Annotated in this window: 8 protein-coding genes and 1 pseudogene; 8 read left to right on the forward strand and 1 reads right to left on the reverse strand. The window is 72.2% G+C overall.

All coding sequences use genetic code 11. The annotated features are described in order from the left end of the window. Positions 1-186: 186 nt before the first annotated feature. The 8 genes and pseudogenes from LNW73_RS21905 (at position 187) to LNW73_RS21940 (ending at position 12,723) form a co-directional block, all read left to right on the forward strand. Positions 187-2,148 carry a S53 family peptidase gene (locus tag LNW73_RS21905; RefSeq protein WP_250991051.1) on the forward strand — a complete coding sequence of 654 codons (1,962 nt, stop codon included), beginning with the start codon at positions 187-189 and terminating at the stop codon, positions 2,146-2,148. A gap of 264 nt (positions 2,149-2,412) precedes the next feature. Next, a complete protein-coding gene (gene leuS / locus LNW73_RS21910) occupies positions 2,413-5,301 on the forward strand; it encodes a leucine--tRNA ligase (protein WP_250991052.1) in 2,889 nt (962 codons plus the stop codon). Positions 5,302-5,469: 168 nt separating this feature from the next. Continuing rightward, positions 5,470-6,081 carry a hypothetical protein gene (locus LNW73_RS21915; protein ID WP_308407701.1) on the forward strand — a complete coding sequence of 204 codons (612 nt, stop codon included), beginning with the start codon at positions 5,470-5,472 and terminating at the stop codon, positions 6,079-6,081. Between the two features lie 81 nt (positions 6,082-6,162). Continuing rightward, positions 6,163-7,007 (forward strand): annotated as a pseudogene (locus tag LNW73_RS21920) (DegV family protein). Between the two features lie 359 nt (positions 7,008-7,366). After that, complete coding sequence (locus LNW73_RS21925; protein ID WP_308407702.1) at positions 7,367-8,131, forward strand: ComEA family DNA-binding protein; 765 nt, start codon at positions 7,367-7,369, stop codon at positions 8,129-8,131. Positions 8,132-8,190: 59 nt separating this feature from the next. After that, positions 8,191-10,740, forward strand: coding sequence for a ComEC/Rec2 family competence protein (locus LNW73_RS21930; RefSeq protein ID WP_250991053.1), 2,550 nt, complete (start codon positions 8,191-8,193; stop codon positions 10,738-10,740). A gap of 43 nt (positions 10,741-10,783) precedes the next feature. Next, positions 10,784-11,440, forward strand: a complete 657-nt coding sequence (locus LNW73_RS21935) for a winged helix-turn-helix domain-containing protein (protein ID WP_250991054.1) — start codon at positions 10,784-10,786, stop codon at positions 11,438-11,440. A 2-nt stretch (positions 11,441-11,442) separates the two neighbouring features. Next, entirely contained in the window at positions 11,443-12,723 is a 1,281-nt protein-coding gene (locus LNW73_RS21940) for an MFS transporter (RefSeq protein ID WP_250991055.1), read from the forward strand. Between the two features lie 38 nt (positions 12,724-12,761). On the opposite strand, the gene LNW73_RS21945 is transcribed toward LNW73_RS21940, so the two are convergent. Then, on the reverse strand, positions 12,762-14,210 hold the full coding sequence (locus LNW73_RS21945) for an APC family permease (protein WP_250991056.1): 1,449 nt from the start codon (positions 14,208-14,210) through the stop codon (positions 12,762-12,764). Positions 14,211-14,341 lie beyond the last annotated feature (131 nt).

Consider the following 14,341-nt stretch of genomic DNA (forward strand, 5'->3'; position numbering starts at 1 on the left):
CCTGCCTCCGGCGCCCCGTGACCGGCGCGCCGCGCTTACCGTTCGCTGGCGTTTCCTTGGCCTGCTCTTGGCAATTGCATGCCCCTGACATGAGCTTTTCGGCGAAAGAGTGGCGCTCTGCGGTACGAGCCGTACGCATAGCGGCGACACCGTAATCGGCGTCAACTCGCTTCGCATGGGGGTTTCATGAGATTTGAGCGCAAAAGAACGCGTGCCGGACTGGCGGTGGCCGCAGCGCTGCCGCTGATGGCCGGCGCGCTCGCGCTGGGCACACCTGCCGCGCAGGCCGACCAACCGCACGACAGGCAGCTGCTCAGTGGCACCAAGCCGCTGTGGGCAACCGCCAATGCGGACAAGGGCGACACGGCGGACGCCAGCGGCGTCACCGCCCGTGTCTACCTGGCGGGCCGGGACGCGAAGGGCCTCACGGCCTATGCGACCGCGGTTTCCGACCCGAACTCGGCTTCCTACGGCAAGTATCTGACCGCGGCGCAGACGCAGGCGCGGTTCGGTGCGACGAAGGACCAGATAGCCCAGGTCACCGCCTGGCTGAAGTCCTCGGGCCTCAAGGTGGCCGGTACCACCCAGCACTACATCACCGTGAGCGGTGACGTGGCGGCCGCGGAGAAGGCGTTCGGCACCCAGCTGCACAACTTCACCAAGGACGGCAAGACTTACCACGCCCCGGCGACGACGGCCTCCGCGCCGGCGGCGCTGAACGGCGCGGTGCTCACGGTCGTCGGCCTGGACAACGCTCCCAAGATCGCCAAGCACGACGAGGCGCTGCCGCCTCCCGGCGCGGTGTTCAAGAACGCCGGGCCGTTCTCGAGCTACTTCGGCTCGAACACCAACAAGAAGCTCCCCTCCGCCTACGGCACCAAGGCGCCGTACGCGATCAAGGGCTACACCGGCAAGGACCTGCGCGCCGCCTACGGTGCGAAGAGCTACACCGGTAAGAACGTCACGGTCGCGATCACGGACGCGTACGCCTCGCCGTACATCGTCCAGGACGCGAAGAAGTACGCCAAGAACAACGGTGACCAGGCGTACCGCAAGGGCCAGCTCTCCCAGGTGCTGCCCGCCGACTACAACTCGACCGAGGCCTGCGACGCGGGTGGCTGGTACGGCGAGGAGACGCTCGACGTCGAGGCCGTGCACGCCGTGGCCCCCGACGCCGACATCGTCTACGTCGGTGGCGCGTCCTGCCAGGACAACGACCTGCTCGACGCCCTGAACAAGGTCGTCGACGGCCGGCTCGCCGACATCGTCTCCAACTCGTGGGGCGACGTCGAGGCCAATGAGACCCCGGACGTGGCCGCGGCCTACGACCAGGTCTTCCTGCAGGGTGCTGTCGAGGGCATCGGCTTCTACTTCTCCTCCGGTGACTCCGGCGACAACGTCGCCAAGACCGGTAAGAAGCAGGTCGACACCCCCGGAAACTCCCCCTGGGCCACCTCGGTCGGCGGCACCTCGCTGAACGTCGGCAAGGGTGAGAAGTACCAGTGGGAGACCGGATGGGGCACCGAGAAGGCTGTGCTGTCGGCTGACGGCAACAGCTGGACGGGCTTCCCGGGCGCCTACACCTCGGGCGCGGGCGGCGGCACCAGCAACCTCTACGCGCAGCCGTTCTACCAGCGCAACATCGTTCCGGACTCGCTCGCCCTCGCCAACGGCGGCGGCGTGAAGCAGCGCGTCGAGCCGGACATCTCGGCGGTCGCCGACCCGAACACCGGCTTCCTGGTCGGTCAGACCCAGTCCCTCGCGGACGGGTCGCTGGCGTACAGCGAGTACCGGATCGGCGGCACCTCGCTCGCCGCCCCGGTGATCGCCGGCGTCCAGGCCCTCGTGCAGCAGGCGCGGCACGGGATCCCGGTCGGCTTCGCCAACCCGCTGATCTACGACCGGTACGCCACCTCGGCCTACCACGACGTCACGGACCACCCGCTGGGCCAGGGCCGTGACCAGGCGGTCGTCCGCGTTGACTTCGTCAACGGGGTCGACGCGGCGGACGGCACGACCACGTCGCTCCGCAGCCTCGGCAAGGACGCGTCGCTGCACGCCACGGTCGGCTTCGACGACGTCACCGGCGTCGGCACCCCCGGTGCCGACTACGTGACCTCGTACCTGCCGAAGAAGAACCACCGCTGACCGCACGGTCGGCGCACGGGCTGAGCTCCTGAGCCGGTGCACGGGCCCGCACCGGGGCATTCCCGGTGCGGGCCCCTCGCGCGCTGCGGTAACCTGACCCCATGCGTGCCGTACGCCTTCTGCTTAGCAAGCCGCACTGACAGCGATCCACAGCGATCCGAGTCGGTGCGGCGGCCCCTCCTGTGCGAGGGGTTTTTTCGTTTCCGCAGGCAGGCAGCAGACGCGGCGTACGCCCGTCATGATCACGATGGAGCTTCGAGGACGATGAGCGAGACCACCGCCGCCACTGAGGCAGCCGAGCCGCACCGTACTGTGCCGACCTTCAAGTACACCGCTCAGCTGGCCGCCGACATCGAGGCCCGCTGGCAGGACTTCTGGGAGGCCTCGGGCACCTACGAGGCGCCGAACCCCAGCGGTGACCTGGCGGGCGACGCCGAGCTGGCCGCCAAGCCCAAGAAATTCATCATGGACATGTTCCCGTACCCCTCGGGCTCGGGACTGCACGTCGGCCACCCGCTGGGCTACATCGCCACCGATGTGTACGCCCGCCACCAGCGGATGACCGGCCACAACGTGCTGCACACGCTGGGCTTCGACTCCTTCGGGCTGCCCGCCGAGCAGCACGCGGTCGCCACCGGGACGCACCCGCGGGCCTCCACCGAGGACGCCATCGAGAACATGCGGCGCCAGCTGCGCCGGCTGGGCCTGGGCCACGACATGCGCCGCTCGGTCGAGACGATCGACCCGGCGTACTACAAGTGGACCCAGTGGATCTTCCTGCAGATCTTCAACTCCTGGTACGACGAGGAGGCGGGCCGGGCCCGTCCGATCGACACCCTGGTCGCCCAGTTCGCCTCCGGCGCCCGCCCGACCCCCGACGGCCGTGCCTGGGACGCGCTGACCGCCATCGAGCGCTCCGACCTGCTGGGTGAGTACCGGCTGGCCTACGCGTCCGAGTCGCGCGTCAACTGGTGCCCGGGTCTGGGCACCGTCCTGGCGAACGAGGAGGTCACCGCGGACGGCCGTTCCGAGCGCGGCAACTTCCCGGTCTTCAAGTCCAAGCTGCGCCAGTGGAACATGCGCATCACCGCTTACGCGGACCGGCTGATCGACGACCTGGAGCCGCTGGACTGGCCCGAGGCCATCAAGCTGCAGCAGCGCAACTGGATCGGCCGCTCCGAGGGCGCCCGGGTCGACTTCGCCGTCGGCGACGAGAAGATCACCGTCTTCACGACCCGCCAGGACACACTGTTCGGCGCCACCTACATGGTGCTGGCGCCCGAGCACGAGCTGGTCGAGACGGTCGTCCCGGCCGCCTGGCCCGAGGGCACCCACGACGTGTGGACCGGCGGGCACGCCACCCCGGGCGAGGCCGTGGCCGCGTACCGCAAGATGGCCGCCGCCAAGTCCGACGTCGAGCGGCAGGCCGACGCCAAGGAGAAGACCGGCGTCTTCACCGGCGCCTACGCCGTGAACCCGGTCAGCGGGGACGAGGTCCCGGTCTTCATCGCCGACTACGTGCTGATGGGCTACGGCACCGGCGCGATCATGGCCGTCCCGGCGCACGACAGCCGCGACTTCGCCTTCGCCCGCGCCTTCGAGCTGCCGATGCGCTGTGTCGTCCAGCCCTCCGACGGCCGCGGCACCGACCCGGCGGAGTGGGACGACGCCTTCGCCGCGTACGAGGCGAAGCTGGTCAACTCCGCCAACGACGAGTTCTCCCTGGACGGCCTGGGCGTCGCCGACGCCAAGGCGCGGATCACCGAGTGGCTGGCCGGCCGCGGTATCGGTGCGGCCACCGTCAACTTCCGGCTGCGCGACTGGCTGTTCAGCCGGCAGCGCTACTGGGGCGAGCCCTTCCCGATCGTCTACGACGAGGCCGGCGTGGCGCACCCGCTGCCCGAGTCGATGCTGCCGCTGGAGCTGCCGGAGGTCGACGACTACTCGCCGCGCACCTTCGACCCGGACGACGCCGACACCCGCCCGGAGACCCCGCTGTCCCGCAACGCGGACTGGGTGAACGTCGACCTGGACCTGGGTGACGGCAACGGGATCCGGCGCTACCGCCGCGAGACCAACACCATGCCCAACTGGGCCGGCTCCTGCTGGTACGAGCTGCGCTACCTGGACCCGAACAACAGCGAGCGGCTGGTCGACCCCGCGATCGAGCAGTACTGGATGGGCCCGCGCGAGGGCCAGCCGCACGGCGGCGTCGACCTGTACGTCGGCGGCGCCGAGCACGCCGTGCTGCACCTGCTGTACGCGCGCTTCTGGTCCAAGGTGCTGTTCGACCTGGGGCACATCTCGTCCTCCGAGCCGTTCCACAAGCTGTACAACCAGGGCATGATCCAGGCGTTCGTGTACCGCGACAGCCGCGGCTTCCCGGTGCCGGCCACCGAGGTCGAGGAGCGCGACGGGGCCTACTTCCACCAGGGCGAGCCCGTCAGCCGCGTGCTGGGCAAGATGGGCAAGTCCCTGAAGAACGCCGTCACCCCGGACGAGATCTGCGCCGAGTACGGCGCGGACACCCTGCGCCTGTACGAGATGGCGATGGGCCCGCTGGACGTCTCGCGCCCCTGGGACACCCGCGCGGTGGTCGGCCAGTACCGGCTGCTGCAGCGGCTGTGGCGCAACGTCGTCGACGAGGAGACCGGTGAGGTCACCGTCTCCGACGCCGAGCCGGACGAGGCGACGCTGCGCGCGCTGCACAAGGCGATCGACGGCGTCGGCCAGGACATGGCGGGCCTGCGCTTCAACACCGCCATCGCCAAGGTCACCGAGCTGAACAACTTCCTGACCAAGGCGGGCGGAGCGGTGCCGCGTGCCATCGCCGAGCCGCTGGTGCTGCTGGTCGCCCCGCTGGCCCCGCACATCGCCGAGGAGCTGTGGCGCAGGCTGGGCCACGACGGCTCGCTGGTCCACGCGCCGTTCCCGGTCGCGGACCCGGCGCTGGTCCAGGACGAGGCCGTGATCTGCGTCGTCCAGATCAAGGGCAAGGTCAAGGCACGCCTGGAGGTGCCGCCGACGATCTCCGACGCGGACCTGGAGGCGCTGGCACTGGCCGACGCGGGTGTGGTCGCGGCGCTGGGCGGGGCCGCGGTGCGCAAGGTGATCGTGCGGGCGCCGAAGCTGGTCAACATCGTCACCGGCTGACGCCACGGAGTGCGCTGAACCCCTGGTGTCCGGCGGTGCGCCGGGTACCAGGGGTTTCCCTTACGGGCGGATTGGGGGTTCGTACAGAGCCACCGATCCGCCCGGTGCGTTTACCGTTGACGGTGGGCCCACCCGGCTGCCCGCGCCCGTTCGACCGGAGGAGCACCCGTGGATATCGCCGTCGTTGTGCTGCTGCTGCTCTTCGCGTCGTTCGTGGCGGTGGGCGTCGTCGCCACCGTACGGACCGTGCGAGCGGTGAAGCGCGGCGTGGAGCGCGGCAGCGCGCAGGCCCGCCGGGTCGTCGAGGACACCGCGCTCAAGGCCCGCCGCTACACGCTGATGGGGGCGGCGGGGGAGCTGGCGCAACTCCGGCTGGATCTGCGCACCTCCATCGACAGCACCTACCGGGCGCTGGAGGCCGGCTCGGCCGAGGACGCCTCGCTCTCCGAGGCGTCCGCCCTGCTCGCCCGGCTCAACGATCATGCGCGGGTGCTGGACACCGAGCTGAAGGTGCTGGAGCGCGAGCCGGACAAGGCGCGGATCGCCGACCGGCTGCCGTCCCTGGCCGAGCGCACCGAGCGGATCACCCACTCCGCCGACGCGCTGCGCTGGGCCGCCCAGGACCGGGCCCGGCAGTTCGCCGACGACGATCTGACCGCGCTGGCGCAGCAGATCGACATCGAGGCCGGAGCACTGCGGCACTGGGCGCCCAGCACACTGCCGGTCGGTGGCCCCACGGGCGGCCCCGCCGGCGATCCCAAGCACATCAGCCGATCTTGACCCGGGCCGCACAAGCACATCAGCCGATCTTGACCCGGGCCGCACTGTCGCCACGCCCGGGCCCCGGGTAACCTCCCGCACATGTCCCCGCATGTCGCTATCGTCACGGATTCCACGGCCTACCTGTCGCAGGAGGCCCTGGCCCGGCACGGCATCACCGTCGTTCCGCTGACCGTGGTGATCGGCGACGAGGCGTTCGAAGAGGGCACGGAGATCTCCGCCCCTGCGGTCGCCAGAGCCCTGCAGCGCAGGCGTCCGGTGACCACCTCGCGACCCGGCCCGGCGGAGTTCGCCGCGTGCTACCGGGCCGCCGCGGAGGCGGGCGCGGACCACATCGTCTCGCTGCATCTGTCCGCGGAGTTCTCCGGGACCCATGACGCGGCGCTGGTCGCCGCGCGCGACTCGCCCGTTCCGGTACGGGTCGTCGACACCGGAATGGTCGCGATGGCGCTCGGTTTCACGGTCCTGGCGGCGGCCGAGACCGCCGGGTCCGGGGGACGGCCGACGAGGTCGTGGCCGCCGCCGAGAAGCGCGCGGCGGACACCCTGGCGTACTTCTACGTCGACACCCTGGACTATCTGCGGCGCGGTGGCCGGATCGGTGCGGCGCAGGCGCTGTTCGGGTCGGCGCTGGCGGTCAAGCCGATCCTGCAACTGGTGGACGGCAGGATCGAGCTGCTGGAGAAGGTCCGTACGGCCTCCCGGGCGATCACGCGGCTGGAGGAGATCGTCGTCGAGCGGGCCGGCAGCCGGCGGGTGGCCATCGCGGTCCACCACCTGGCCGCCGCCGACCGTGCGGCGGCGCTGGCCGAACGGCTGCGGGAGCGGGTGCCGGGGCTGGACGAGCTGGTGGTCAGCGAGGTGGGCGCGGTGATCGGCGCACACGCGGGGCCGGGGCTGCTCGGAGCGGTGATTTCACCTCATTGAGTGAGCGAGTTGTCCACAACTCGTGGGTTATCCACAGGATTTGGCAGTGATCATATTCGTTCGGTGATTCCGCCTAGTTTCGCGGCATGGGAACCACAGCGCTCACCACGATCAGCCGCCGCCGCAGTCACCTCCAGGGCAATCGGGGCGTTCAGCACCTCCAGGGGACGGTGGGGGAGCGCGCCGCCGCGCTCTTCGATCCACCGGACCCGCGTCCGGACCCGCGTCCGGACCCGCGCCCTGACCAGCGCCCTGACCCGCGCCCGGATCCTCCACCGGCACCGCTCGCTGCTTCCGCTGTCACTTCCGCTGGCTCTTCTGCTGCTCCTTCGGCCTCGCCTTCGGTCGCTCCTTCGGCCGTGACGTCGGCGCCGGGGCCCGAGGGTGTGGCGCGGTTCCGGCAGACTCCTGCCGAGCGGTTACGTGCCTTCCGCGGCTGGCTGTATGTGCGCTGCGGCCTGGAGTTCAGGACCGCCGCCGCGCTGCTGGTCGTCCTGGCCGTCGCCGTCGGCTTCGCCGTGCAGCACTTCTGGACCGGGCGGCCACGGACGGTCTCGGCTCCGGCGCGGATCGACGGGCCGTCGGCCGGTGCGTCCCTGACCCCGATGCGGGGGCCGGGGTCCGCGCCGGGCTCCGGGCCGGAGGGATCCCGGGCGGACGGCTCCGGGCCGCCCGGGTCCGTGCCGGCCGCCGCCGGGGCGGCGAAGACGGTCCTGACGGTGGACGTCGCGGGCAAGGCCCGGCGCCCCGGGCTGCTCAGGCTGCCCGCCGGGTCGCGGGTGGCCGATGCTCTCGCGGCGGCCGGCGGGGCGCTCCCGGGGACGGACACCAGCGCGCTGAACCTTGCCCGGGTGCTCTCCGACGGTGAGCAGGTCGTCGTCGGCGGGCCGCCCGCGCCCGCCGCCCCGGGGCCGGGCGGCGGTGCCCCCGCCGGTCCCGTGAGCCTCAACTCGGCGACCAGCGCCCAGTTGGAGACCCTGCCGGGTGTCGGGCCGGTCCTGGCGCGGCACATCCTCGACTACCGCGCCCAGCACGGCGGCTTCGCCTCCGTCGACCAGCTCCGCAATGTGACCGGCATCGGCGACCGGCGCTTCTCCGACCTCAAGCCCCTGGTCCAGCCGTGACCCGTCCCAGGGCGGGTCCCGGCGCGGGCGCGGGGCGCCGGGCGGATACGGCGGGTGCCGTGCCGCGTTCGGCGGTGCACGCGTCGGCGGCATCACCGCTCGGCGCGTCCAACCCGCACCAGGAGGGGCCCGCGGATCTGCGACTCGTGCCGCCGGCCCTCGCCGCCTGGTTCGCGGCGGCGCTCGCGCTGGGGATGCCGGGTGAGGTGGCGGCCTGGTGCGCGGTGGTCACCGCTGTGGTGGGGGCGGCGTTGCTGGCGGCCGGGCGGGGGCGGCCTGCGGCCGGTCTGGCGGCGGCCACCGCCACCGCGCTGCTGTGCGCTTCCGCGGCGACGGCCGTCGCGGCCCTGCACGCGGCCGACGGGCATCGCGGGCCGCTGCCGGCACTGGCCGCCGAACATGCCCACGCCGTCGTCGAGTTGAGGATCGCCGGTGATCCGCGGCTGACCCTCCCGCACGTCCGGGGCGCGGCCCGCGCCCCGGACGCCGTGATCGTCGAGGCGGAGGCCGTCCGGGTCACCGCGCACGGGGTGACCACGAAGGTCCGCACGCCGGTCCTGGTCATCGCCGAAGCAGTCGCACCGCGCAAGCCGGCACGACGCTGGCCGGGACCGGGTGCGCGCCCGGCCGGGCAGGTTCCCGCGGATGGCCGGGTGCCCGCGGCGTCCGCCGATCCGTGGCTCGGGCTGCTGCCGTCCACCGTGGTCACCGTGGCGGCACGGATCGCACCGCCGGACTTGCCCGGCGATCGGAACGCCGCCGTGCTGTCGGTGCGCGGGCCGCCGCACGTCAGTGGCCCGCCCACCACGACCCAGCGCTTCGCGGGGCGGCTCAGGGCGGGGCTGCGCGTGGCGACGGACGGGCTGCCGTCCGATGCGCGGGCGCTGCTCCCCGGTCTCGTCGTCGGGGACACCGTGCGGCTCACTCCGGAACTGCGCGAGGCGTTCCACGCCACGGATCTGACGCATCTGACAGCGGTCTCCGGTTCGAATCTGACCATCGTCCTGCTGTTGCTCATCGGTCCGCCCGGCCTCGCCATCCGCGCGGAGCGACGTGGGCTCGCCCCGCGGATCGGGATCCCGCTGCGCACGACCGCCGTCCTCGGCGGGCTGCTCACCGTCGGGTTCGTCATCGTCTGCCGTCCCGATCCGAGTGTGCTGCGGGCCGCCGCCTGCGGCCTGATCACGCTGCTGGCGATCGGTACCGGCCGCCGCCGCGCCCTGCTGCCGGCGCTGGCCGCGGCCGTGCTGCTCCTCGTCCTCTACGACCCCTGGCTCGCCCGCTCCTACGGATTCCTGCTGTCCGTGCTGGCCACCGGCGCGCTGTTGACGATCTCCCCGCGGTGGAGCGCGGCTCTGCGCCGCCGTGGGATGCGGCCGGGGCCGGCCGAGGCGCTGGGCGCTGCGGCCGCCGCGCAGGCGGTCTGCGCCCCGGTGATCGTGGTGATCGCCGGGCAGGTGAGCCTGGTCGCGATCCCGTGCAATCTGCTCGCGGAACTGGCGGTGGGGCCGGCCACGGTGCTCGGGTTCGGGGCGCTGGCCGCCGCGCCGTTCGCGATGCCGGCCGCCAAGTGGCTGGCCTGGCTGGCCGGGTGGCCCACCGGCTGGATCGCGGCCGTCGCCCGGCGGGGCGCGGCACTGCCCGGTGCCGGGATCGGCTGGCCCGGCGGGTGGGGCGGCGGCCTGCTGCTCGCCGCGCTCACCGTGGCGGTGGTCACGACGGGCCGCCGGCTGGTGGCCCGCCCATGGCTCTGCGCGGCCGTCGCGCTCCTGCTGCTGCTCGCCGTGCTGCGGCCCGTCCAGCTCCCGCGCGTCATCACGGGCTGGCCGCCGCCCGGCTGGCGGCTCGTCATGTGCGATGTGGGCCAGGGGGATTCCCTGGTGCTGTCCGGGACGGACGGCTCGGCCGTCGTCATCGACGCCGGGCCGGAGCCGGCCCTCGTCGACCGGTGCCTGCGGTCGCTCGGGGTGACCTCGATCGCGCTGCTGATCCTGACCCACTTCCACGCGGACCACGTGGACGGGCTGCCGGGGGTGCTGCGCGGCCGCAGGGTCGGCGCGATCGAGACCACGACGCTGGACGAACCGCCCGAGCAGGCGGCCTTCGTCCGCAGACAGGCGGCCGCCGCGCGGATCCCGGTGGTCCGCGCGGCGGCGGGGGAGCGGCGCCGGCTGGGAGGGCTGGAGTGGCAGCTGCTCTGGCCGCCCGTGACCCCGGGCGAGCTGCCGGACAACGGTCCGAACGACGCCAGCGTCGTCCTGCTGGTCCGTACCGCGGGGCTGACGTTCCTGCTGCTGGGCGACCTGGAGCCGCCGGCCCAGCGGCAGTTGCTGGCGGCTGTCCCCGGGCTGCCCCGGGTGGATGTGCTGAAGGTCGCGCACCACGGCTCGGCGTACCAGGACCCGGTCCTGCTGGCCCGGCTCCGGCCGCGCCTGGCGCTGATCTCCTGCGGTGCGGACAACCCGTACGGCCACCCGGCGCCGCGCACGGTCTCCGCGCTGCGCGCGCAGGGCGCGACGGTGCTGCGGACGGACACCGACGGGTCGGTCGCGGTGGTGGGGGACCGTGTGGACGATCTCCGGGCCACCCTGGTGGGGAGTGCTATGTAAAGACTTCGTTGTAAAGACTTCTTTCTAAAGGTATCTTTACATCATGACCGAGAGGCAGATACAGCTCACCGACCCGCGCGCCCTGCGGGCCTACGCCCACCCGACGCGGATGATGCTCACCGGCCTGCTGCGCCGGGAGGGTCCGTTCACCGCGACGCGGGCCGCCGAGCTGACGGGGGAGTCCGTCGCCAGCTGCTCCTACCATCTGCGGGTGCTCGCCAAGTTCGGACTCGTCGAGGAGGCGGAGGGCGGCCACGGCCGGCAGAAGCCGTGGCGGGCGACGGCGCGCTTCACGGACTGGCCCGGCTACTCGGACGACCCCGCGGTGGCGGAGGCGGCGGACGCGCTCACCGTCGCCGTCGCCGAGAACTACTTCCAGAAGATGACCAAGGCGCTGGAGACCCGCCGTGAACTGTCGCGCGCCTGGCAGGAGGCGGAGCAGTTCGGCGACAGATGGCTCCATCTCACCCCGGAGGAGCTGGTCGCGCTGGGCGCGAAGGTGGACGAACTGCTGGAGACGTTCGCCGACCGGGACACGGATCCCGCACTCCGTCCCGACGGCGCGGAGCGTGTCTCCTTCCTGCGGATCGCCTTCCTGGACCGGGACACCGCGGCCCCTGCCGGCCATCCGGCCGCCGACGACCCGGCCCCCGGCAACGACCCCGCCCACCAACCCGCCCCCGACCCCGCAGAGGAGTAGTCGTGAACGTCGCCGAGCGCGTGCCGGCGCTGCTGCGCGAACGCCCGTTCCGCCGGTACTGGACCGGCCAGACCGTCTCGCTCTTCGGCGACCAGGTGTCGTTCCTGGCGATACCGCTCGCGGCCGTCCTGGTGCTGCACGCGGATGCCGCGCAGATGGGCTGGCTCTCCGCCGCGGGTCTGCTGCCGGCCCTGCTGTTCTCGCTGCCGGCGGGGGCGTGGGCCGACCGGCGGGGCAGCAGGCGGCGCATCATGATCGCCGCCGACCTGGTCCGCGCGGCGCTGATGCTCTCGCTGCCCGCCGCCTACGCCCTGGACCTGCTGACCCTCACCCATCTGTATGTGATCGCCTTCGCTGTCGGCGCCTGCAGCGTCGCCTTCGACGTCTCCAACGCCACGCTCTTCGTCTCCCTCGTGCGGCCCGGCCGGTACGTGGACGGCAACGCGCTCGTCAACGGCAGCCGGGCCTTCTCCTTCGTGGCCGGGCCGAGCGTGGCCGGGCTGCTGGTGCAGATACTCGCCGCGCCGCTCACGCTGCTCGTCGACGCCGTCTCCTATCTCGTCTCGGCCGGCTATCTGGCCCGCATCTCCCCGGTGGAACCACCGGCCGCCCCGGCGGAGAAGGGGCACTTCACCGCCGGGCTGCGGTTCATAGCGGCCTCCCGGATCCTGCGCCCGCTGCTGGCCGCCGCCGCGACCGTGAACTTCTTCAACTTCGTCTTCCACACCATCGTCGTGCTCTACGCGGTCGGTGAACTCGGCCTGAACGCGGGCGTGCTGGGGCTGGTGATCGGTGCCGGGGCGGTCGGCGGACTCATCGGTGCGGCTCTCAGCGGCCGGATCGTCCGGCGGATCGGGATCGGCCCGGCGGTCGTCCTCGGCTTCGCGGTCTTCCCCACCCCGCTGATCCTGGTGCCGCTGGCCGGCGGACCCACCCCGCTGGTCCTCGGCCTGCTCTTCCTCGCCGAATTCATCTCCGGATTCGGGGTGATGGTGCTGGACATAGCCAGCGGCTCCCTGCAGAGCGCCGTCATCCCCGACCGGCTTCGGGCCCGGGTGACCGGGGCGTTCCGCATGTTCAACCACGGCATCCGCCCGCTCGGCGCCCTCGCGGGCGGCGTGCTCGGCACGGCACTCGGACTGCGGCCCACGCTGTGGATCGCCACCGTCGGCGGAGTGCTGTGCGTCCTGTGGCTGCTGCCCTCGCCGGTACCCCGGATACGCGAACTCCCGGACCAGGAGGAGATCCCGGCCCGGGAGGCCACAACGATGGAGCCGGCGTGACGCGGCACTTACCGCGCCGCCGCACCATCGCGCTGTTCTCAGCCCGCCGTGGCGGGCGCGGGCTCGTCCTCCAGACCCAGCTGCTCCTCCGGCACCGTGATCACCCAGCGGGTGTCCTGGCGGGGCCGCAGGTAGAACAGCCAGTACAGACAGGCGACGGCCACGATGCCGCCGGTGATCGCGAGGTCCTTGATCTCCTGCACGTACAGGACGTACGCCATCACCAGGATCAGGACCGCCGGGATCACGGGCCACAGCGGCATCCGCCACGCGGGCCGCGACTTGTGCCTGCCGCGCCGTGAGGCGAGGGCGCCGATCGCGACCAGCAGATACATTCCGGCGACCGCGACGCCGGTGACGTTGGTGAGCGTGTCCAGCGGCGCGAAGCAGAGCGCCGCACCCGGCACGCCGACCGCCAGGGTGGCCACCCACGGGGAGCCGAAGCGGCTGTTCAGGGTGGAGAACGCCTTGTTGACCGGCCGCGGCCAGGCGCGGTCGCGGGCGGAGGCGTAGAGCACCCGGGAGTTCTGGATGACCATGACGATGCCCGCGTTGATGATCGCCAGCGCGATGCACAGGCTGACGAACGTACCCACCGCGGAGTTGCTCCAGGCCTTCACCATCGCCGAGAGGTTGCCCTCGGTCAGCGTGTGCATGTCGGGCGCGCCCAGCGTGATCGCGATGGTGGGGACGATGACGACCACGGCACCGATGCCCAGCGTCCACAGCACGGTCCGTGAGACGTTCTGGCGCGGGTTCTCCATCTCCTCCGACAGGTACACCGCGGTGCTGAAGCCCTGCAGCACGAAGAGCGCCACGGCCAGCCCCGCGACGATCGCGCCGCCGGTGAGGGCGGCGGTGGCCGGGCTGCCCGGAGCACCGCCCGTCGCCTCGACGACCGGGTGGATGAGCGTGGACGCAGAACGGGAGGAGTGCGAGAAGCCGAGGACGGCGACGACCCCGGCCGCGATGACCTCGAGGACCAGGAAGACGCCGGTGATCCAGGCGTTCGCCCGCAGATCGAGCAGGCCCATGACGGTGGCGAGCAGCATGACGCCCGCGCCCGCCCACTGGGCGTTGATGTGCATGATCGGTTCGAGGTACTCGCCGGTGCCGAGCGCGATGATCGGCGGCACGATCATCACCACGATCAGCGACAGGATGAAGACGATCCAGCCCGCCAGCCGGCCGATCAGCGTCCCGACCATGGCGTACTCGCCGCCCGCGCTCGGGATGAGGGTGCCCAGCTCGGAGTAGCAGAAGGCCACCGCGATGCACAGGACGGCCGCGATCACGATGGTCAGCGCCGTCCCGGTACCCAGATCCCCGAAGAGGCCCGGCACGATGACGAAGAGCGACGAGGCGGGCGTCAGGCAGGACAGCGTCAGCAGCGTGCCGCCGACCACGCCGATGGACCGGGTGAGGGCCTTCGGCGGGGTGACGGGCGGCGCGATGGGGGAGTGCGGAGGACGCAGCGTGTCAGTCATGCGGGGTCCGATCGGATGGTGCTGAGGGGGCTTACCGCCTCCGGTCCAGGGAAAATCGAAGCGGAACGGCCGCTTCATCCCCGGCATCAAACCCCGGGCGCCAAGAACGCGTCAAGAGATTCAGAACAACG

Source organism: Streptomyces sp. RKAG337, assembly GCF_023701715.1.
In the GTDB taxonomy this organism is placed as follows: Bacteria; Actinomycetota; Actinomycetes; order Streptomycetales; family Streptomycetaceae; genus Actinacidiphila.